The organism is Pseudomonas proteolytica (assembly GCF_007858275.1).
In the GTDB taxonomy this organism is placed as follows: domain Bacteria; phylum Pseudomonadota; class Gammaproteobacteria; order Pseudomonadales; family Pseudomonadaceae; genus Aquipseudomonas; species Aquipseudomonas proteolytica.
Window position 1 is genome coordinate 22,854 of sequence record NZ_VFEV01000010.1, and the last position, 21,657, is coordinate 44,510.

The window sequence follows — 21,657 nt, forward strand, 5'->3', positions numbered from 1 at the left end:
CGACATCCAGCGAGCTGCCGATCGGGTCGATTGCCACTTCGTTCAATTCATAAGGACGCAGGTACGGCACCACGGCGTTACCGCGGCTGTCGAGCTTGAGCCCTGGATACCCCGAGACCTTGGCGCCTTCGGCACCCGGCGCACTGACTACCGCCATGGTTTCAACACGATACGGCGTCATGGTTACGCCGGCGGCATGGGCCACCACCGTGCCGCTGGCGCCCACCGAGGCGCTGGTATAGCCATCGCCACGGCCCAGGGCAGCACTGAGCATGGCCCTTGCGCCGGTGTACTGGCCATTGAGGGCTGCGCTCTTGCTGTTGCTGGCGCCATCATGGCCGAAGGTTGCGCCGTAGCCATACTGGCGGTCATCGCCAGCGGTGCCGCTGATGCCGGCCTGTTCGCTGTAGTTGCCTTCGCTATCACGCCCCACCTGCGCGGTGATTTGCGGGCTGTGGCCAGACGCACCAAATTCCAGCGGCATACTCATGGTCAGCAAGAAGCTGTTTTGCATATCGCCCAGGCCCATGCGGCTGCGGTTGGCGTTCACGCTGAAGCTGATGCGATTGAACTGCTTGCTGTAGCTGAACTGGTACTGCAAGTCACTGCCCGGAAGGTTCCAATAGTTCTGCGCAAAACCACTGATTGCCACTTGCCCCCATTCTCCGAGACTCTGGTCAGCGGTCACCGAAAAACGGCTACGCGGGCGCCCGAACATGCTGGTGTCCCAGCCACTTTTCTCGGCATCAAGCAGCTGTATGGCGTTGCTGAAATCCAGGTATTCGCTGGTGGAAAACCGATAGGCCGCAACGGAGAAGTTACTACCGGTACTCAGCACGTTCTTGCTGTAGGACACGCGCATGCTCTGCCCTTTGGCGGCACCGGTGGCCAGGTCAGTCTTCGCGTGGGTCAAGTCGACGGCCATGGCCCCGATGGGCGTACCAAATGCCAGGCCGGTAAGCACCGCGGTGTAGTCATCACTTGACTGCATGCCGGCAAAGCCTGTGAAGGTATTGTTCAGGCCATACTGCACAGTACCTTGCAACAGACGCGACTGCTGGTCGACGTAGTTGTTGCGGGTTTCACCTGCAGTCAGGCTGAAACGCGAGGTGCCAGGGCGCAATAATTGGCTGACCGAGGCATACGGCACAATGAAGTTCTGTTCGGTGCCGTCGGCCTCGGCCACGCTCACGTTGAGGTCGCCGCCGTAGCCGGTGGAGTACAGGTCATCGATCACAAATGCGCCGGGGCCACGGTGGTTTCCAGCAGGATGTTGCCGGCCTGGCGAATGGTCACCCGCGCGTTGGTGCGGGCAATGCCACGGATCACCGGGGCATAGCCGCGCATGGATTCGGGCAACATGCGGTCGTCACTGGCCAGTTGCACGCCACGGTACGACAAGGTGTCGAAGATCTCCCCGGTGGTGTTGGACTCGCCCACCGTCAACTGGCTTTTCAGCGCAGTGATATCGCGTTGGACGTAAGTGTCCAGGGCCTGGTAATTGGTACCCAGGCGCGACTGCCAATTCATCGAGGCATTGTGGCGCAAGCGCCAGTCGCCCAGGTTGAGACCGGCCTGCAGCCCCAGGAACGCCGAGTCGGAATTGCCGCTGCGGGTGTGGTTACGGTTGCCGCTGAAGTTGTAGCTGAGCATACCGGCGGTGACGCCACGGTCCCACAACTCGGGGCTGACATAACCGCGCGCATTTCGCTTGAGCACCATTTGCGGGATGCTCAGGTCGAGGGCCTGGTTGTCTGGCGAGAAGGTCGCGGTGGCGCTCGGGATCAGCGTACCCAGCGCTGCACAGCCCTGGCTGTCCAGGGCCAGGCTGGCCTCGGGTGACAGGCTGGACATCTCCACGCCCTGGCGCTCAAGCAAGCCACGGGTCATGCACACCACTGGCTTGCTGCCGTCGGCCTGGGCCTCGATACGGATATCCTGGCGGCTGTTCAACTGCCCGTTAAGAATCACGTCTGCACGGTATTGCCCCGGCATCACCGGGTTGCCAGCCTGATAGGCATCAAGGTCGAGATTGCGCGAGTCCTCAGGCAGGAACGCGTCATTGAATTGCACCTCTTGCGCCAGTGCGTCCTGCACGGCCATTACGCCTGGAGCAACGGCCAGCACCTTGAGGATCAAGGCCGTGAGCGGATTCAAGGCGAAGCGAGGCCGCGCCCGCAGAAAAAACCTGCAGCTGAAAGAGGTCGACATAAGTGACTCGCGAGTAAAAACGTCAGGGATTGATCAGCGCTGGAGTGGTTTCCGAGTCGGGACCAGTGCGCCGTAATCATTGATGGCGTTGAACTCCACCTGGGCATCGCCGGCTGGTCGTGCCTTGAGCGCGGGCAGTACGAACTGCCGGGTTTCACCCGGAGCGATCATGCCGTCTTCACTGCGCTCACGCTGGGCGCCAGCCACCAGTTCCAGTTCAACCAGCGAGACATAGAACGCCGTCGGGTTGAACGCCTGCAACGCCAGGCCTTGCCCGTCACGCGCCGGCACCAGTTGCCACTGCACCTGCTCAATCGCCTCACTGGCAGTGCCCGGCAAATCGCTCGGGCGGTAGAACAATTTGATCCGTGAGCGAAACGCCATTTGCAGGGTATTGAGGTCGGTGCCGGCCTCAGGCTTGGGCGGAATTTCCAGCACGTTAAGCCAGAACACCGACTCTTTGTCCTGGGCCAAGGGAGCCCCTGTGAACATCAGCCGCAGGCTTTGGCCCTTGGTCGGATCAATGCGCGCCACCGGTGGCGAAAGCAGGAACGGCGCCTGGGAGCTGGTCGGGGTCGATTTGACGTCGCCGGTGTCGATCCACGATTGGGTCAACGCCGGCTGCGTGCCGTTGTTATTGAGTTTTACGGTGATTTCTTTCTGGTCCGCCGGGTAGATCAGACGGGTTCCGGTAATCACTACCCCAGCCAAGGCCTGGGAACACATCAGTGTCGCCATCCCTGCCAGGAGCAGTTGCTTGAATGCAAGTGAGCAAGACATAAAGCAATCCCGTTGCCGCATGGAAGCACGCCCCTTGAAACATCAACAGGGCGTGTGTCCATGGCCTGCGACTTACTGATAGTTGATGGAGTAAGTCACGGAGCTGACAACGGTGCCCGGAGTAGTAGCCGCCTGGGCGAAGTACTGGACAGCGTACGGCAGGGTGGCAGAGGTGGTGGTAGCGTCGACATCGATACGGCTGGTGGACGTGACCTGCGCGGTGTTGCCGGCCTGGATTTTTGCGCCATTGGTGGCGTCAACCAGTTGCAGTTGAACCTTGGTGGCAGAACCGCTCACGTTCTTCAGGTTGCCGCTGACCGGATCAACACTGCCGCCCGCTTCAAAGAATGCAGCAGCGGTCTTGATCGCGGCCGAGCACTTGCTCAACTCGATGTTGAAACCTGTCTGGCCGGCCACTTGACCTGCGGCAGCCAGGGAAGCAGTGGAGATGGTTGGCAGCGTGACGGTCGTGCCGCTCGCACCGCTGGCACCGTTCACTGCTACCTGACAGGTTTCGGCTTTGAGTTCGCCGTTGAAATCGATTTTGCCGTCCGAAGCCAGAGCAGCGCAAGAGACTGTGGCAGCGACCAGTACAGCGAGGGCGCGGGCTTTGTAATTCATGAGTAACTCCGAGAGAGCGATGTTCTACAGTAAGTTGTAAAGCTTCCGTTTATCGGAGAGCTTCTGTGTTGTTGCAGGATTAAGTTTAGGGACGGCGCATCAAACTCCATATAGGAGTGCTCTGAAAAACCATTGAACGCCTCACCTTTCTTACACTTTCAACGCCACTAAAACTTACTGTTGCGCGCTGTCTTTATTGAAATAACAGCCACACTCCGTCAATAGGAGCACTCCTAAAAAGCAGCCCTGCCAATACTTATCAATGGTTAAGCACACGAAATAAAAAGCACCCGCTATGTAGCGCTGAAGCCCGCATCCAGCCTAGCCCCCGCCAATAAGCCCACCCCTGTGCTCAAGCAGGCTGCGGGCATGGCCCGCGATAGCCTCTGCAGGCCAGCTCAGTTCATCTTGCAACAGCACTTCGATACGCTGCGCCATCGCTGCAAAGTCTGCCCAACCCACTTCCAACGCGGCAGAGTGCAGTCTCTGCGCTGCGTCCAACGCCAAGCTGCGATCGCGCAAGGCGAGCCGCTCTATCAGGCTGTTGAGTTCCTTGCGCAGCGCCTCCGGTGTCGCCGCCGGCTCCAGACTCCTTTCAACTGGCGGGGCCTGGGGGAGTTCGCACCAGAGCTCAATCATCTGCTGCAACTTGGCCAGTTGGATGGGTTTAGTCATTACGCCATCTAAACCGGCATCAAAACAACGCTGAAGGTATTCATTCCCGGCAACTGTCGAGACGGCGATGATCGGGCAGTATGAGCGTTCGTGTTCGCGCTCCAGCTGACGAAACGCGCCAGCCATACGCTCATCACTCTCTGGCGAATCACACGCTATCAACACCATATCGACCCGATGGGTGCTGAACAGCGCCAGCCCCTGGGCTGCATCCGCCGCCAGCAGCGCGCCGCAGCCAAGGCTTGCGAGCTGTGCCTGCAACATTTGCCGACTGGGCAACGAGTCATCCACCACCAGCACCTGCAAACCGTTACCGGCCTCAGGTATGGCAGGCTCGTTCGCCGGCAAGTGGTGAGATGCAGCCAGTTCAACGGGCACTCTCACTTCGACCTGGGTCCCGACGCCCAGCAGGCTGCTGAGCACCAACTCGCCGCGCATCAGCCTCACCAGGCGCCGGCAGATCACCAGGCCCAGGCCGGTACCGCCAGTGCGCCGATAGGATTGCTTGGCCCGGGCGTAAGGCCGGAACAGCGAGGATTGCGCCTGTTCGGACAAGCCTATGCCCGTGTCGATGACTCGAATCACCAGGTGCCGCACCTCTACCGCAGGCGCCGCCAAAAGTTGCAACTGCACCTCTACCCGGCCGATCTCGGTGAACTTGACGGCGTTACCGATCAGGTTGCGCAGCACCTGCGCCAGACGCAGCTCGTCCAGCAACAGCGGATCACCGGGACGCTCGCCGGTGACGAGCAGCTCGAGGCCCTTTTCCTGCGCTTGGGCTCGATGCTCGCCCACTATCCGCAAGACCAGCGCCCAGAGGTCCACCGGTTCAAGATTGAGGGCCAGTTGCCCGGCTTCCATCTTGGAGATGTCCAACACATCATCCACCAACCGCAGCAAGGTATTGGCGCCGCTATTGGCCAACGCGGTGAAGTGTCGTTGCCGCTCGTCGAGAGGGGTGTGCTCAAGCAGTTCGACGGCAGCCAGCACGGCGTTCATCGGCGAACGCACCTCATGGCTGATGACTGCCAGAAACATCGCCTTCTCCCGCTCGCTGTTCATGGCGTGGCGACGCTGCAGACGACTTTGCAAGACCAATGCAAGCAGCACTATCACCACCACCAGTAACAGCCACAACTCGCCCTGGTAATGCTCGGCAATAGCCTTGACCGTGGGTATGTCCAGGTCCATCTCCACAAACCAGGCATCATAGATCGCCTTGCGCTCATCGCCGCTGATGGACGCCAGCGCCTTGTCCAGGATGGACAGCAGAAGCACATCGCTGTCCCGTATCGCCATGCTCACACCGGTATGCAGCATTGGAAGCACACCTGAAATCTGCAGCACCCCATGATATTGGCGAGACAGGTAGGGAATCAGCAGCCATTCCGAAGCAATCGCCGCATCCGTGCGACCATCCTTGACCATCGCCATCATGTCCACCGCATTCAGCGCAGAGACAACGGTTATCCCCGGGGCCTTATGCCTCAAGAACGCGACATAGTCCTCCTCACGACCCAGCATCACCACCCGCTTGCCGGCGAGTAACTCCAGGTCGGCAAAAGGTTGGTCGCCAAACCGACTGACGATAATCGTCGAACTTGTGTTGTAGGGCGTGGTGTACAGCATCCCGAGATCCTTTGCCGGGTCATCGTCGCGGCGCCGGGTGGGCAATATATCGACTTCGCCGCTGATCAACATGTCTTTGCGGGCGCTGCGCGTAGTGGTGGTGACAGGTTCGAAATGCAAGCCCGTGCGCGCTGCAATCACCCTCAGGTATTTGGCTGACAAGCCTCTGAGCTGGCCGTTGCTGATGTATTCAAAAGGCAGCAAGTTATCGAATACGCCAACACGCAGCACCGGGTGGGCGGCAATCCAATCACGCTCCTGCTGGGTCAACTCCATCGGCGTCGGGCTGGCGTGTGACGCCCCACTCAGGTTGCACAACAGGATTGCCAGCAACAGCAGGCGTTGCAGGAAGGCGCTCATCGCTGCGTCACTCGCGCGGGCCGATTGGGTGGCAGCACGTCGAGGGTCGCATTCCCGCCCAAGGCCTGCCAATGCTCAACCAACGCCCGCAGGGCCTGGGCATAGGCAGGGTTATCCCAGCCCTGCGGCCCACGCAACAGGCGCTCCAGATGCTCGGCACTCTGCCCCAGGGCCAACCACTCCATGATCAGTGCGGCCCCGTGCAGACGATGGGCAACATGGACCGCACTGGGCCGGTCACACAGCGCGATGGCCTTGATCAGGCTGCCGATGTCACTGGCCATTTCCCGATTGATCGCCGCCTGATCCAGCTGTGGAGCCATCAGGCTCGCACGGGGTGCCGCCAGTTTGACGTCGCACCAACGCTCAATCACCTCGCGCAGTTGCCCCAGGCGTATCGGCTTGCTCAAGGCTGCGTCCATACCCGCCTCCAAGCAGCGTTTCAGATGCGGTTCACCGGTCAAGGCAGAAATAGCGATGATCGGGCAGCGTGGACGCCCCAAATCGCGCTCGAACTCACGCAGTTCGCGCACCAGGCTGTAACCGTCCTGGTCCGGCAGGTCGCAGTCCATCAGGATCAATTGGTAAGCTCGCTCCCCAAACAAGCTGCGGGCCTGGGCGGCATCGGCGGCGATCACGGCCGCGCAGCCAAAGCCAGCGATCTGCGCCCGCAGTACTTCCTGATTGGCCAGGGTGTCTTCCACTACCAGGATCTGCAGGCCGCCCGTCACGGCCTGAGGCGCGGACGGCTGAATCTGCGGTTGTTCAGTAATCTGCGGTGCAACCGTCACCGGCACGCAGAGGATGATGGTGGTACCAACCCCCGGTTCACTGTTGAGCGTCAACGAACCCTGCATCAAGTTGGCCAACTGCTGGCAGATCACCAGGCCCAGCCCGGTACCACCGGAGCGCTTGTAAGAGTGAGTGGCCTGGGCATACGGCCGGAACAACGATGCCTGCACCGCGTCGCTCATACCGATCCCGGTATCGCGCACCTTGACTTGTAATTGCTGGCCGTCGGCCTGCGAGCCCACCAGGCACAGCTTGATATCGACTCCACCGGCATCGGTGAACTTGATGGCATTGGATAGCAAGTTATGAAAGATCTGCGTCAGGCGGGAGCTGTCGAGTAACAGCATGGGCAGCGTAGTGTGGATGCTCACGTTCAGGCTCAGGTGCTTTTCCCGGGCGCGCAGGCGGTGCAAGCCAACTACGCCTTGCACCAGCGCGGTCACATCGGTCGGTTCAATGCTCAGGCGCAACGCCCGCGCACCCGAGCCTGGGGTGTCCAGCACGGTATCCAGCAACCGCACCAATGCGTTGGCGCCGCCATTGGCAAGGTGCACAAAGTGGCGCTGCTGCTCATTGAGCCGGGTGTGCCCCAATAATTCCATGGCCGCCAGCACGGCATTCATAGGCGAACGTATTTCATGGCCCATGACGGCCAGGAACATGGTTTTTTCCTGCTCGTTGCGTACGGCCTGACGCCGCCGGCGATGGCCGCGATAGACCAGCACACACAAACTGGCGAGCACCAACGCGCCCATGACCAGGACATGCAAGAAGTGCTTGTAGAGGGTAAGCAAGGTTGGGACATTCAGGTCGAGGTCGTGATACCAGTGGCTATAGATCACTCGGCGTTGCTCGGCGGTGATTGACCCCAGGACTTTGTCGAGGATCGAGATCAGCATGGCCTGGTCCGAGCGAACCGCCATGCTGACATCCAGCGCCTGGCTACCGACCACGCCTGAAACTTCGAGGATGCCCTGGAACTGGCGGTACAGATAGGGCATCAGGAAGGTTTCCGAGGCGATGGCCGCGTCGGCACTGCCGTCCTCGACACGGGTCAGCATTTCCAGGGCCGATCGGCTTTTGATCAGCGTGACCTTGGCCCCTGTTTCACTGACTATCTCATCGTAATGATCCACGTCGGGGACCATCACGGTTTTGCCTTGCAGTTGGTCGATGTCAAAGATATCGAGGCCGTCGACACGGGTCACGATGATCGGCGAAGTGGTGTGGTAGGTCAGCGCGGTAAGGCCCTTGGTCGCCCGCTCAGACCTGAAGCGCAGGTAAGAGGACAACAGATCGACCTGGCCATCGAGGAGCATCTGCTCGCGTATCTGCGTGGTCTTTCCTGGCACGTAGGTGAATTCAAGGCCCGTGGCATCGGTCACAAATTGCAGGTACTGCGCCGAACGCCCTTGCAGTCGCCCGTCACTCAGGTACTCGAATGGAATCAGCCCCTCCGCCACCCCCACCCGTAGCACCGGGTGTTGTTGAATCCACTGCTGCTCCTGTTCACTCAGTTGAACCACATCCGCGCCGAGAGCAGGCGCTCCTCCTATCAACCACAACAGCACACTCCCCCATAACCACTGCCTCATGGCGAACCAATGATCTTGTTGAGCTTGAACAGTTCGTTGTTCGAAGTGACTCCCAGCTTGCGAAACGCCGAGGTTTTCTGGGTGCTGATGGTCTTGATGCTGCGGTTGAATTTCTCGGCGATTTCGGTAATGGTCATGCCCGCCAGGTAACACCGAATCACCTCCTGCTCGCGACTGGTCAACTCCGCCAGGATCAGCGCGTCCGGCACCTCGCCAGGGCCCTTGCGGGTATCGCTGGTGACGGTTTCGGCAAGGCGATAGGTCATGTCGGGACTCAGGTACACCGCCCCCGCCGCGACTTTACGGATGGCCTTGACCAACTGGCCCATGTCCTCGCCCTTGCCGACAAACCCGCGCGCCCCGACACGCATGGCCAAGCCCACGGTCGCCGGGTCATGGTGGGTGGACAATACAAGGATGTGGCTATCGGGAAACTTGACCCGCAAGGCGCGGATCAATGACACGCCGTCCAACTCTTCGGGACTCAGGGAAAAGTCCAGTAGCAGCAAGTCTGCAGGCGCCGTGGCGAGGCCGGCGATCAAGTCCCGGCTGCGCTCATAAATGCCCACTACTTCAAAGTTCGCCTCGGCCGCCAGGGTATTGGCCAGACCATGTCGAACAACCGCGTGATCATCCAACAAAGCAATACGTATAGGTTTCATCGTGATCGAGCCCACTCAGCCCAGCGCACACCGCGCTGCCGAAAAACAGGGGTAACCCACCGCTACAACGTCTGGCACGCTCGTAAGTATATGCAACAACCAGCAAATCACACGGCGCGTGGGTGGCGGGTTCAGACGCCTTCAATGAGGTGCTTGATCTTGAATAACTCGTTGTTGGATATCACGCCCAACTTGCGAAAAGCCGAGGCCTTTTGGGAACTGATGGTCTTGATGCTGCGATTGAATTTCTCAGCAATCTCGGTGATGGTCATGCCGGTCAGATAACAGCGGATCACTTCCTGCTCGCGAGCGGACAGGCTGACAAAGCGCAGGGCATCCTCACGGTTGCGGACTTCACCGTCATAGTTGACCGCAGTGGCCTCGGCAACCCGGTAGGCCATGTCCGGGCTCAGGTAGACCACGCCCGATGCCACCAGCCGGACGGCATCGATCAACTGGCCCATGTCTTCACTCTTGCCGAGAAATCCCCGAGCACCTACGCGCAAGGCCAGGATCACGGTGGCGGCATCATGGTGGGTGGAAAATACCAGGATGCGGCATTGTGGAAACTTCACCCGCAACGCTCGAATCAGTAAAACACCGTCCAACTCGCTGGGCCCCAGGACATAGTCCAGCAACAGCACCTGCGCCGGAGCCTTGGCCAGCCCTGCCAACAGTTCACGCGTGCGGGCGTAGACACCGACCACTTCAAAATCAGGTTCCTGCACTAAACGATTGACCAGGCCATGTCGCACGATTGCATGATCATCCAGCAAAGCAATTTGTAAGCGTTTCATAGATCACAGGACACTCTATATAACGAGCAAAAAGATGAAAAACAACTCCGCCTCATCATTGGTAAGTTGCCGTCATTGCAGACGGGCTTACAACGTCAATTCCATCCGTGCAACTGAGCAAGCGCACATTAAAAAGCAGCAGGCGAACTTTCGATCACGCAATACACTACGCACTGGCAAATTTGAAGTTGCCAGGCGAACAGTCGTTTTTTTTGAAATCAATGACCTTCAACAATAATTATTGAATAGTCAGATTGATTAACTCCAGCGGCAGATAATTTAAAAAATTCGACGAGGGTGAATTTAAGTCACCGATGAAAAAATGGAAATAAGAGTACTCCTAAAAACAACATCAGCAGGGCAGACAGGCAAACACAAGTCTATTTATTGATATTTATTGCGCTGAATCAGGAAGCTCAAAAAAGCCTCGATTTCCATCGGTCGCGCCAGCGCATAACCCTGCCCGACGCGGCAGCCCAAGCGGTGCAACAAAGGGATTGTGGACTCATCCTCGATGCCCTCGGCCACCAGATTCAGATTCAGCAGGCCGGCCCAGCTGACGATGCCTGCAATCACCTTGCGTGATGAGGAGTGCTGCTCTACTGCACGCACGAACGAGCCGTCGATTTTCATCTCATCGAACGACAGGTTCGCCAACAGATTCAGGGTGGCCGCGCCCGTACCGAAATCATCCAGGGACACCTGGAAGCCCTTGGCGCGGATCGCCGTCAGCGAGGCTGAAAGATGCAGTTCATCCGGCTCGGGTACGTCCTCGGTAAGCTCGATTTTCAGCAAGCGGTTCGGTAACTCGGCCTGCTGCATCCGCGTGGCGAGACGGTCGGCAAAGTGCGGGGTGCAAAGGGTTTTGGCCGAGGCGTTCACGGCGATGGGGATCAGGATGTTTTCACGCTTGAGCGCCAGCATCGCCCTGATGCTCCACATCTCCACCAGGCTGAACAGCAGCAGGTCCAGGCCTAGGCGGTTGACCAACGGCATCAACACCGACGGCGGGATTTCTCCAAAGCGCGGGTGCTTCCAGCGCACCAGTGCCTCGGCCCCCACTACACGCCGGCTCAACAGTTCGAATTGTGGCTGGAACACAAAGCGCAACCCCTCCCCCGTGGTCAGCGCATTGATCACTTCATCCTCGGCCAAGGCGTCGAATGTGGTCATGTGTAACTGCGGGTCCGGTTTCGCGCGGGTCAGCACCACGGCTCGCAGGGCATCGCCCAGTTCCAGGGTTGCGCCTTCACGCAGGATCTCCACCAGAATCCCTGCGGCCCGGGCCAATCGTGCATGAGACTCCAGCGCACTGATGGCGACCCCGCCCATGTGCTTGATCCAGCGCTGCTGGGTGTCGGCATGCGGGGACACCACGCCGTCCTCTTCTGCAGCGCGCACCTGGGCATTCAACGTGGTTTCACCGGTCCAGAAGATGCTCGGCAACTGCGCCACGGTGCCGGCTTCGTGCAGGCCCTTGAGCAGGCTTGGCAGCATCAGCCCATCATCACACCCCGGACGAATTTCGCAGACGATAACGTCCACCGGCTGCTCAACCAGCCATGTCTGCACGTCGCTCAACGATTGAGCATTGGTCAGCGCGGTCACGCCCATACTGCTCAACGCGCCGGCTAGCCGATTGGCACAGGTGGCGTCGGTTGCCAACGTGATAACGCGCAGGGCGTTGAACTCGTTGGGTACGGCGGCATTTACGATCATGACAAGAATTTCCCGATACTTTTCCAGGAAAAAAGCTTATCAGTGCCAAAAAAGAAGCAAATAGGATTGGGACTAAAAGCGCCCTTGCCTGCGGGGTGTGCGAGCCACAATGGCGCGCGGATTGCCTGGGATCAGGTCAGTTGTCTCGCGTTATCGTCGAGGAGCATCGCCAGCAAGCCGGCGCCTACAGGAAAAAAAACATAAAGCGGTGAATTATTTCGTGTCCTCATGTATCTGACCGAATAGACCATGCCATTAAAACAATGGCATCGACACCGTTCAGTGACAGAGTGACCTGTATGAAATCACGCAAGAAAAGCGTCAGCCCAATCGGGTTGAACGACATCACCATCGTTGACGACGCCAAGATGCGCAAGGCGATTACCGCCGCCGCACTGGGCAATGCCATGGAGTGGTTTGACTTCGGGGTGTATGGCTTCGTGGCCTATGTGCTGGGCAAGGTGTTCTTCCCCGGCGCCGACCCTGGCGTGCAGATGATCGCGGCGCTGGCGACCTTTTCCGTGCCCTTCCTGATCCGCCCTCTGGGTGGCCTGTTCTTCGGTGCGCTGGGGGATAAGTACGGGCGGCAGAAAGTCCTCGCGGCCACCATCGTGATCATGTCCATCAGCACCTTTGCCATCGGCCTGATTCCATCCTATGCCTCGATTGGCATCTGGGCCCCGATCCTGTTGCTGTTGGCCAAGATGGCCCAGGGGTTTTCGGTGGGCGGTGAATACACCGGGGCTTCGATCTTCGTCGCCGAATATGCCCCCGACCGCAAGCGCGGCTTCCTCGGCAGTTGGCTGGACTTCGGCTCAATCGCCGGCTTCGTGCTCGGTGCGGGCGTGGTGGTGGTGATCTCCAGCGTGCTGGGCGAAGAGCAATTCCAGGAGTGGGGCTGGCGCCTGCCGTTCTTCCTCGCCCTGCCCCTGGGCATGATCGGCCTGTACCTGCGCCACGCCCTGGAAGAAACCCCGGCCTTCCAACAGCATGTTGAAAAGCTCGAACAGGGCGACCGCGAAGGCCTGGCCCGCGGCCCGCGTGTGTCGTTCAAGGAAGTCGCCACCAAGCATTGGCGCAGCCTGCTGACCTGCGTCGGCGTGGTGGCCGTGACCAACGTCACCTACTACATGCTGCTCACCTACATGCCCAGCTACCTGACGCACAACCTGCACTACAGCGAAAACCATGGCGTGCTGATCATCATCGCGATCATGGTCGGCATGCTGTTCGTGCAACCCTTGATCGGCTTTATCAGCGACAAAGTCGGGCGCCGGCCTTTTATCATCGCCGGCAGCATCGGCCTGCTGGCTCTGGCGATTCCGGCGTTTATGCTGATCAACAGCGGCAAGCTCGGGCTGATTTTCGCCGGGTTGCTGATGTTGGCGGTGGTGCTGAACTTCTTTATCGGCGTGATGGCGTCCACCCTGCCGGCAATGTTCCCCACCCACATCCGCTACAGCGCCTTGGCCAGTGCGTTCAACATCTCGGTGCTGATCGCCGGCCTGACCCCAACCGCTGTGGCCTGGTTGGTGGAGAGCACTAACGATTTGTACATGCCTGCCTACTACCTGATGGTCATTGCCGTGGTGGGCCTGGTCACTGGGCTGACCATGAAGGAAACCGCCAACAAACCCCTGCGCGGCGCGGCCCCGGCGGCGTCGGATATCGAAGAGGCACGGGAACTGCTGCAGGAGCATCACGACAATATCGAGCAGAAGATCGAAGACCTGGACGAGCAGATCGCCGAGCTGGAAGCCAAGCGCGAGAACCTGGCGCAACAGCATCCGCGGATCGACTGATCCGCTGCCACAAGGGAGCTCGATCAGGCAGCGCGCTTGGCTGGGCGGCAAAAAAATCTAGGGCGGCTTGCCGGCGATGGCCATAGGCATCTACACAACTTTCAGAAACTGACGATCTTCCCTGTGGCGAGCGGGCTTGCCCCGCGCTGGGCTTGCCCCGCGCTGGGCTGCGAAGCAGCCCCAAAATCAGCCGCTACAGTGTATCTAATACACCGCATTCGGCTTACTAGGGCTGCTTCGCAGCCCAGCGCGGGCGATGCGGCGTTCCGACAAGCCCGCTCGCCACAACAGACCTATCTGCCTGGGTTTATGCGATGCAGCAAAGTTGTGTAGATACCTATGCGGCGATGGCGGTGGGTCAGTCACTTTGTCGGCGACCGGTCCTGCGCGATCGCTTCAAGCCAGCTCCTACAGGGGGGGTGATGGCGACAGCTTACTGATCACCGCAGTGCCGTCGCCGCCAGTTGCGCCACGCCGAGGGTGATTCCCGGTTCATCCCCCTCTTCAAGCATCCAGGTTGATGACAACCCTGCCCAGGCAAGCACCCATTGCAGGAGCCTGCGCCGCTCGATACCCGAAACACTGGCGACCACTTCGATCCGCCGCGCAAAGTACTCCGGGACCAGGGCGCGTTCATCGGGGTTGCAGAACAGGTTCGCATAATCAAAGCCCCGTTCGCCGTAGAGGCCCTTGGGATCAATGGCCAGCCAACCGGACGCGGCAAAATCCAGCACGTTGCCATGGTGAATATCGCCATGCAGTACCGCGACATCCCGGGGGGCTGCCAGGAGTTCACGTGCAGTGCTTGCACAATGCTCAAGAATGCCGCCGTGCATGGCCGCCCCTTGCCATAGCGCTTCGAACCACTGCTCCAGCGCAACCAATGCGGGAGTCGGCTTGGCCCGTGGTGCATGCAGGCGCGCAGCTACGCCACACAGGATGCGAGTGGCCTCCTCATCCCGGCCGTCATTGACCATCTGTATCAGCGAGGCCGAGCCCAAAGCACGCGCCATGAGCAAGGCCTCGCCGTCAGGGGCCAGCACGGGGGCTGCACCTTCGCCGTCCCACCAGACCATCAGCAAACTGCCAGCCTGCTCCTCGGCCACTTGGGAGATTTTGAGCATGGCAGGCATGCCACGCTGGCGAACGGGCAGTAGATTACCGTTGCGCGAGACGAATGCATCGCCGTCGACGACCAGGTCCCATCGCTTGAGGTAGTGATCAAACATACGCATCACGGTTCAGACCGGAACCTCACAAAACCCATGGCAAACAGCCAACCGCTGAGCATTGAGAGATAGAGCGAGGAATACGCAGCAACGGTGTAGTCCAAGACGAAGTTGAGCGCGGTGATGGCAACGGCAGCGCACAGGAACTGCGTGCGGGTAAACCGACTCAGAAAGCGTTCCATGGCGAGATTCAAGGTTCGCAGGTGCTGCATGAATTTACCCACCCGCACCGGCCACTATCCCGGCACAACCCAGCACCCGAATACTTCTGCTCGACGATTTCAGTTCCATTGCCGCAAGGCTCCCTTTCAAGAATCCGCGGAGTTTATCTCAGCCCTGGGCAAACAAGAACGTTTCTCGCCAGAGAATGCCGCACAGAGCTGATGAGAATTCACCGCAGAGATGACATAGTCGCGCTGACGACCAATGGAGTTGGCCCCAATGAAGCATAATTCGTCATCCCGGCGGCAAGCGTTGGATCAGTAACCTGCCCAACGCAAGTTGAGTGCAGTTTCGCCGGCGCCCGACCGGCGGCACCCCATTTCTGCGGTTCATGCCGCACTATATTCGGCATGCCTCTACGCCCGACTCCTCCCGCCCCATCCTTCGAATACCCTGCCCACCTTCGCGCCCAGGCCGAGGCGGCGCCGCGTGCGCCCGGCGTGTATTTTTTCTACGCACAAGACGATTCGCTGCCGTTGTACATCGGTAAAAGTGTCGATCTTCGCAGCCGCCTGCTGGCGCACCTGCGCAACCCAGAAGAAGCGCGCATGTTGCGCCAGGCACAGCGGATCGAGTACCAGCAGACCGCAGGGGAAATCGGTGCATTGTTGCTGGAGTCGCGCCTGATCAAAGAGATGCAGCCCTTGAAGAACAAACGCCTGCGCCGGCAACGGCGCCTGTGCTCGCTGCGCATGCACAACGGCAAACTCGAGATCATCGACACCACCGCGCTAGCCGAGGGGCCACAGTTGTATGGGCTGTTTCGCAGCCGACGCATGGCAATCGAAGCGTTGATGCTGCTCGCCGACGAGCACCGTCTCTGCCATGGCCTGCTGGGCATAGAACCACCCAGCGCAAAGGGCTGTTTCCGCGCGCAGATCCGTAAATGCGCAGGAGCATGCCGGGGCGATGAAACCCATGCAGCCCACACCGAGCGTTTGCTACAGGCGTTGGCGCACTGGGCCGTCCATCGCTGGCCGTACCCCGCCGCCATTGCGCTGCATGAACGCCATGGCCAGATAGAGCAATACCACGTCGTGGACAACTGGCGGTACATCGGGACTTATGCCTCGGAGGCCGAAGCCCGGTTGGCGCCGGCCCTGCCACCGCAGTCGTTCGATGCTGACAGCTACAAGATTCTTGTACGGCCCGTGCTATTCGAGAGCGCCCGTGTGGTGCTGCTTTCATAGGTGGCGCCTGGCAGAACCCGCACGCCAGGAACCTTTTTCACAATCTGGAATCAGTGCTGCATGTTTTCATACCCATGACTCAGCGAATTCCCGATGATTTTAAGAAGATCCCTGCTCTGTATCGCGTTGCTGGCCATCGGCTTTCTTGCCGGATACGCCGCAAAACCCAATGATGTGCTTCAAGTGACCGCTGGCCAACTCATAGAATGTGGCCAGGTGACCATTCCGACCTTGGGCATGTAAACCCAGCAACAAGCGCCAGCCCTTACTGCGGTTTGACTTCAGGCACCCATAAGGTGCATGCGGTGGCCGCCTGGGCGATTAGCCAATCATGACGTCCGCACTAGCCCGCCTTCAAGCTGCGATGCGTAGTCAACACGCCTTTGTCATCAAACAAGAAAATCATCTGGTTCCCCCCATTGTCCTGGCAAATAACGCCTTCAGTGCCTGCGTCGACGATCCCTTGGCAAGCCATGTTCCAGACATAAGGGCGGATTTGGCATTTCAGTGTCTTACCGTCTTCTATCACCAGATGATTAGTGGCCGAAATGCTTTCTGGCGCGGGTTTGGGGCAAGCGCCATCTCCCCAATTGACACCCTGATGATTGGGTTGCGAAACACAACCAGCCAGCAAGAGCATGGGCAGCAGGCATCGGTAATTCATGAGCACTCTCCTTAGTTGCAATAGGGTTGAGCGCAACCCTAACTTCGGCTTCGCTGGGGAACGGGGATTTAATTAATTTCCGGACCAATAAACTTTTAGAGAAGGCACTAAAAAGAAGCCTCTTTCACCACAAAAATAAAGCCCAAAAGTTAACATTGATTCGTTCGCGGGAGAACTAGCACAGATGGGCTAGTGGCTCATTGCCTTTTATAAAAGCCCTGATTATTTTTTCGGGATGCCGCGCGACTATTGTCCAGTTGGTACCCTCCCGACTCAATGTTCTGCCTACCCAGTAGCCACCTGACTTTAACTGCGCGTAAGCACTCATCCTTCACCCGCCCCACCAGCAACACAAGGACGTAAACACAGTGAACAGGGAGCTCATCCTGATGCGCCATGGCCAGCTGAACCTGACCATGAGCGGCAAGGTTTCTTTAGTCGACATGCAATTGCCCGGTCATGGCTGGCCGAACACAAACTGCCCAACAGCCCACGGGTCAGCAGACTCATCCCCTGGCCGCACTCTGCCAGACGCTGCCATTTCCAGTCATAGGCCGATCAAGCTGGCAGCCCAAGAAAAGATTGTTAATGCGAAGCGCTATCATTAAAGTACGGGGCTTTCCTCTGCGTGATCTCTGCCAATGTCGAGCATGACCACCGAAGAGCTTGAGGTGGCGTTTCGGGCCCATGCCACCGAGTTGCGTTCGTTTCTTCATCGTCAGTTGCGCAATCCTGAGACTGCTGCCGATCTGACTCAGGAAACCTACCTGCGCCTGCTCCGTCAGCCACCCCGTAAACCGGTGCTCAACCTACGCGGCTTTATCTTTAAAATTGCCCGTAACTTGGCGATTGATCATGCACGCAGCAGGCAAACACGGGAGCGCCTCGACGAAGGCACCGCCTACCTTTACGAGGTAACGGGCGAAAGCCCGGCTCTGTTCGATGTCGTGGTAGCGCAACAGGAACTCGCCGCAATGGCCGCCGCTTTGCACCGCTTACCTATCCAGTGCCAGGAGATATTTACCCTGTGCCGGCTGCGCAACCTTCCCCATAAGGAAGTAGCCTCTCAACTGCAGGTATCTGTAAGTACGGTGGAAAAACAATTAGCTATTACTCTCGACTTTCTCAGCCAATGCCTGCAACGATAGCCGGTATGCATGATCAATCCGACACCCCCCAATCCATTAGCGAAGTCCAGCGCACTGCCCACGCGTGGGTGATTCGCCTTACCTCGGGCTCGGTGCAGCCCTCTGATGTGGCCGCGGCGCGGGCATGGTGCGAACAGGCACCGGAGCATCAGCAGGCGTTTGTCGAGGCGCGTCGGCTGTGGAGTTTAAGCGCACATCTGGCCGAGCCTCGTGCCGCAGCACGGCCGTCGTCGCGACGCGTGTGGGCAATGGGTATCGCAGCATCGTTGGTACTCGGGCTCGGCGTGGCATGGGCGCAATACATGGCGTTGGACGCAGACTATTACACCGGCACCGCTGAGCGTCGCCAGGTCACGCTTGCTGATGGTTCTCACATCACCTTGAATGCCAACAGCGCCGTTGATGTGAATTTCACTGACGATGGGCGCCGCATTACCCTGCGCAAGGGCGAGGCCGTGTTCGATGTAAAGCCGGACCCACAACGGCCCTTCAGTGTGCAGGCAGGGGCCCTGAGCGCTACGGCCCTGGGCACGATCTACGCAGTGCGCCGTGATGGAGAGCACGTGGATGTCACGGTGCGCCGCGGGCGTGTGGCTGTCACCAATGCGCCTGACAAGGTGACGCTCAGCGCTGGCGAAACCGTGGGTGGGCGTGCCGATGGCCTGGGCGCCAAGCAGAGTGTGGTCGTCGACACGATACTGGCGTGGGAGCAGGGTCGCCTGGTCTTCGAAATGACGCCGCTTGCGCAGGTGCTTGAGCAGGTCGAACGCTATCGTCCGGGGATCATCCTGATACGGGACACGAGCCTGGGCGCACTCAAAGTCAGCGGCACCTTTCAACTCGACGACCTGGACGACGGCCTGGCGACGCTGGAGAAAGTCTTCCCCCTCAAGATCGAGCGCTACACCGACTATCTGCTGGTGATCTCCTCCAAGACTTGACTATTTTTACGGGTGTTGGCGTGTCACCCGTCTTCCCTCCCTAGAATGATAATGTTTCGTATTAGGGGGAGCACTGATGCAGCATCCGTTACCTGAAGGTTTGCCAATAAAATCTTTGTCCGCAGCCCCGCTTACATTGTTGTGCGTGCTGATATCCGGCCTGGCGTTTGCTGATCCCCACTCATTCAATATCGCACCGCAACCCTTGGCGAGCGCGCTGAACCGCCTGGCTGCCCAAAGCGGTTTACAGGTGATAGTGGATGGCACGTTGGTAGCCGGCAAAAACAGCCTTGGGGTGGTCGGCCCCAAAGAGCCAGAGGCGGCACTGGCTGAAGTATTGAAAGGCAGCGGCTTGACCTGGCGCGCGACCGGCGCGAACAGCGTGATGCTGGAGAAGGCTCCCGAATCGAGCAGCACCCTGCAATTGGGGGAAACGGCAATCGTCGGCCAGGAGATGGGCGAAACGACCGAGAACACCGGTTCCTATACCACCGGCGCCATGCAGACCGCCACCAAGCTGCCCTTGACCTTGCGTGAAACGCCACAGTCGGTCAGCGTGGTCACGCGCAAACGCATGGACGACAAGGCCATGACCACCATCAGTGATGTGGCCCAAAGCGCGCCGGGGATTTTCCTCAATAACTCCGGCGGCGTGGCGCGCCCCACCTTCAGCGCGCGCGGGTTTGACGTCGACACCGTCATGTACGACGGTTTTCCCACCAGCTTCCTCACCTACCTGCCCAGCAGCGAAGCCAACCTGGCCATGTATGACCGGGTGGAAATCGTTCGCGGCGCCACCGGCCTGGCCCAAGGCGCCGGCAGCCCTGCGGCCGCCATCAACCTGGTGCGTAAACGCCCGACACATAAGTTCCAGGCGGTGCTCACCGGCAGCGCTGGCAGTTGGGACGATTACAGCAGCACCCTGGACATTGGCGGCCCACTCAATGAAAGCGGCACTTTGCGCGCCCGTACCGTGCTCTCGCGGCAAGACTCGAAAAGCTTCCGCGAGTCGGTGGAAAGTGACGCGGACCTGTACTACGGCGTGGTAGACGCCGACCTGACTGATACCACCACTTTGACACTGGGCGCCTATCGGCAGAAGGACTACACCAACTACGTCTGGGGCGGGTTGCCCATGGCCCGTGGCGGTGGCCATCTAGGGCTACCCCGGGACACGTTCCTGGGACACGACTATGAATACATGAACAACCGCACCACCGGTTATTTCGCGACCCTGGAGCACGGTTTCGCCAACGACTGGAAGCTGCGCATGGCAGCCATGCAGTCGACGACCGACAATGACGTACTGGCCTCTTCCATATGGGGATACAACCGCCACTATCTATGGACGCAAGCCATGGAGCAGAAGGAAAGAGGTTATGACCTGGCCCTCAGCGGCCCCTTCCAGTTGCTGGGTCAAGAACATGACTTCAGCATGGGCCTCAGCAAGCGCCAGCTGGATTATCGTACCGGTAATATTTGGGAAAGGTTCATCGACAGCAACGTCGATCTGTTCGCGTGGGACCCACGTGGTCATACCAAGCCCAATATCGTCAAAGGCCCCGACGGCCGCCTCGAGACGACGACTCAGGACAGTCTCTATGCCAGCACCCGCCTGCGCTTGACCGAACCTCTGTCGCTGATTCTCGGCGGTCGTCTGGACTGGTACGAATTCGAAAGCAGGGCCACCCCCGCAAGCAGCTACAAGGTCACGCGCAATTTGACCCGCTATGCCGGCCTGGTCTATGACCTGGACGCCAATCACTCGGTCTACGTCAGCTACACCGATATCTTCAAGCCACAGACCGAAAAAGGCCTCGGTGGGCAAGTGATCGAGCCTATCTTGGGCGAGAACTACGAAGTGGGTATCAAGGGCGAATACTTCGATGGCGCACTGAACGCCAGCCTCGCTGTTTTCCAGATTGATCAGAAGAATCGCGCCCAGGAATTGCCTGACGTCAAAGGCTGCGGTCCAGCCGCCAACAGTTCGTGCCACGAGGCTTCCGGCCTGGTGCGCAGCCGAGGTGTTGACCTGGAAATTCAGGGCGCCCTGACCGAAAACTGGCAACTGGCCGCTGGGTACACCTACACCCAGACGAAATACGTCAACGACGCCAATGCAACCCTGGAAGGCCAGGACTTCAACCGCCGACTGCCGCGTCAGCTATTCAAGCTCTCCACGATCTACAGCCTACCCGGCGACCTGCAACGCTGGCGCATTGGCGGTGATGTTTACCAGCAGAGCCAGATCCGCACCGCGGGAGGCAGCGGTAGCAGTGCATGGCAAAATCGACAGGGCTCGTACACCGTGGCCGGCCTGGTGGCAGGCTACAAGGCCAGCGAGCAACTGGATTTGCAGTTCAACGTAAACAACCTGTTCGACCGTACTTATTACGTCAGCATCGCCAACGGGGGCTATGAACCGTACGACGTCTACGGCGACCCACGCAATTTCAAACTGACGGCCCGCTACAGCTTCTAAGACGCGGCTGGACTCTCATGTCCAAGGACGGACGTGGCGAGATGCTAGGACGATTGCGCTACGGGGTAAACGCCGCCATAGCCGCACACGGGACCGCAATCTTACTCATTGCCACGCCCATGTGATTGATGACCGGCG

General features: G+C 59.3%; 15 protein-coding genes and 1 pseudogene. 5 read left to right on the forward strand and 11 right to left on the reverse strand.

The window, feature by feature from the left end; genetic code table 11:
- Position 1: 1 nt before the first annotated feature.
- The 8 genes and pseudogenes from FIV38_RS30885 to FIV38_RS09210 all read right to left on the reverse strand — a co-directional run.
- A pseudogene (locus FIV38_RS30885) lies at positions 2–2,211 on the reverse strand (fimbria/pilus outer membrane usher protein); the annotation flags it as partial.
- A 33-nt stretch (positions 2,212–2,244) separates the two neighbouring features.
- Positions 2,245–2,991, reverse strand: a complete 747-nt coding sequence (locus FIV38_RS09180) for a fimbrial biogenesis chaperone (protein ID WP_029293662.1) — start codon at positions 2,989–2,991, stop codon at positions 2,245–2,247.
- 72 nt (positions 2,992–3,063) lie between these two features.
- Positions 3,064–3,612: a fimbrial protein gene (locus tag FIV38_RS09185; protein ID WP_029293661.1), complete on the reverse strand. Its 549-nt coding sequence runs from the start codon at positions 3,610–3,612 to the stop codon at positions 3,064–3,066.
- 321 nt (positions 3,613–3,933) lie between these two features.
- Positions 3,934–6,276: an ATP-binding protein gene (locus FIV38_RS09190; protein WP_092239249.1), complete on the reverse strand. Its 2,343-nt coding sequence runs from the start codon at positions 6,274–6,276 to the stop codon at positions 3,934–3,936.
- Positions 6,273–8,639 (reverse strand): ATP-binding protein, encoded by a 2,367-nt coding sequence (locus tag FIV38_RS09195; protein WP_235861159.1) that lies wholly within the window; start codon positions 8,637–8,639, stop codon positions 6,273–6,275. The genes FIV38_RS09190 and FIV38_RS09195 overlap by 4 nt, the downstream gene beginning before the upstream one ends.
- A 20-nt stretch (positions 8,640–8,659) precedes the next feature.
- Entirely contained in the window at positions 8,660–9,325 is a 666-nt protein-coding gene (locus FIV38_RS09200; RefSeq protein WP_029293655.1) for a response regulator transcription factor, read from the reverse strand.
- Between the two features lie 131 nt (positions 9,326–9,456).
- Positions 9,457–10,122, reverse strand: coding sequence for a response regulator transcription factor (locus tag FIV38_RS09205; RefSeq protein WP_029293653.1), 666 nt, complete (start codon positions 10,120–10,122; stop codon positions 9,457–9,459).
- 384 nt (positions 10,123–10,506) lie between these two features.
- On the reverse strand, positions 10,507–11,841 hold the full coding sequence (locus tag FIV38_RS09210) for an EAL domain-containing protein (RefSeq protein ID WP_092239246.1): 1,335 nt from the start codon (positions 11,839–11,841) through the stop codon (positions 10,507–10,509).
- Between the two features lie 299 nt (positions 11,842–12,140).
- Here FIV38_RS09210 and proP point away from each other — a divergent pair, with 299 nt between their 5' ends.
- On the forward strand, positions 12,141–13,643 hold the full coding sequence (gene proP / locus FIV38_RS09215; RefSeq protein ID WP_029293649.1) for a glycine betaine/L-proline transporter ProP: 1,503 nt from the start codon (positions 12,141–12,143) through the stop codon (positions 13,641–13,643).
- A 440-nt stretch (positions 13,644–14,083) separates the two neighbouring features.
- Here proP and FIV38_RS09220 read toward each other — a convergent pair whose 3' ends face one another.
- Positions 14,084–14,872, reverse strand: a complete 789-nt coding sequence (locus FIV38_RS09220) for an aminoglycoside phosphotransferase family protein (RefSeq protein ID WP_092239415.1) — start codon at positions 14,870–14,872, stop codon at positions 14,084–14,086.
- A 5-nt stretch (positions 14,873–14,877) separates the two neighbouring features.
- The gene (locus FIV38_RS09225; protein WP_139273607.1) at positions 14,878–15,084 is read right to left on the reverse strand and encodes a hypothetical protein; all 207 of its coding nucleotides are present in this window, start codon (positions 15,082–15,084) and stop codon (positions 14,878–14,880) included.
- 360 nt (positions 15,085–15,444) lie between these two features.
- Between FIV38_RS09225 and FIV38_RS09230 the strand changes: the two genes are divergently transcribed.
- Positions 15,445–16,284 carry an endonuclease gene (locus tag FIV38_RS09230; protein ID WP_092239243.1) on the forward strand — a complete coding sequence of 280 codons (840 nt, stop codon included), beginning with the start codon at positions 15,445–15,447 and terminating at the stop codon, positions 16,282–16,284.
- A gap of 343 nt (positions 16,285–16,627) precedes the next feature.
- On the opposite strand, the gene FIV38_RS09235 is transcribed toward FIV38_RS09230, so the two are convergent.
- The gene (locus tag FIV38_RS09235) at positions 16,628–16,948 is read right to left on the reverse strand and encodes a hypothetical protein (protein ID WP_092239241.1); all 321 of its coding nucleotides are present in this window, start codon (positions 16,946–16,948) and stop codon (positions 16,628–16,630) included.
- 650 nt (positions 16,949–17,598) lie between these two features.
- On the opposite strand from FIV38_RS09235, the gene FIV38_RS09240 reads away from it, so the two are divergent.
- From FIV38_RS09240 to FIV38_RS09250, 3 genes are all read left to right on the forward strand, one after another.
- Positions 17,599–18,096 (forward strand): RNA polymerase sigma factor, encoded by a 498-nt coding sequence (locus FIV38_RS09240; protein WP_224791095.1) that lies wholly within the window; start codon positions 17,599–17,601, stop codon positions 18,094–18,096.
- Between the two features lie 5 nt (positions 18,097–18,101).
- On the forward strand, positions 18,102–19,037 hold the full coding sequence (locus FIV38_RS09245) for a FecR family protein (RefSeq protein WP_092239239.1): 936 nt from the start codon (positions 18,102–18,104) through the stop codon (positions 19,035–19,037).
- Between the two features lie 115 nt (positions 19,038–19,152).
- Positions 19,153–21,519: a TonB-dependent siderophore receptor gene (locus tag FIV38_RS09250; RefSeq protein WP_236310587.1), complete on the forward strand. Its 2,367-nt coding sequence runs from the start codon at positions 19,153–19,155 to the stop codon at positions 21,517–21,519.
- Positions 21,520–21,657 lie beyond the last annotated feature (138 nt).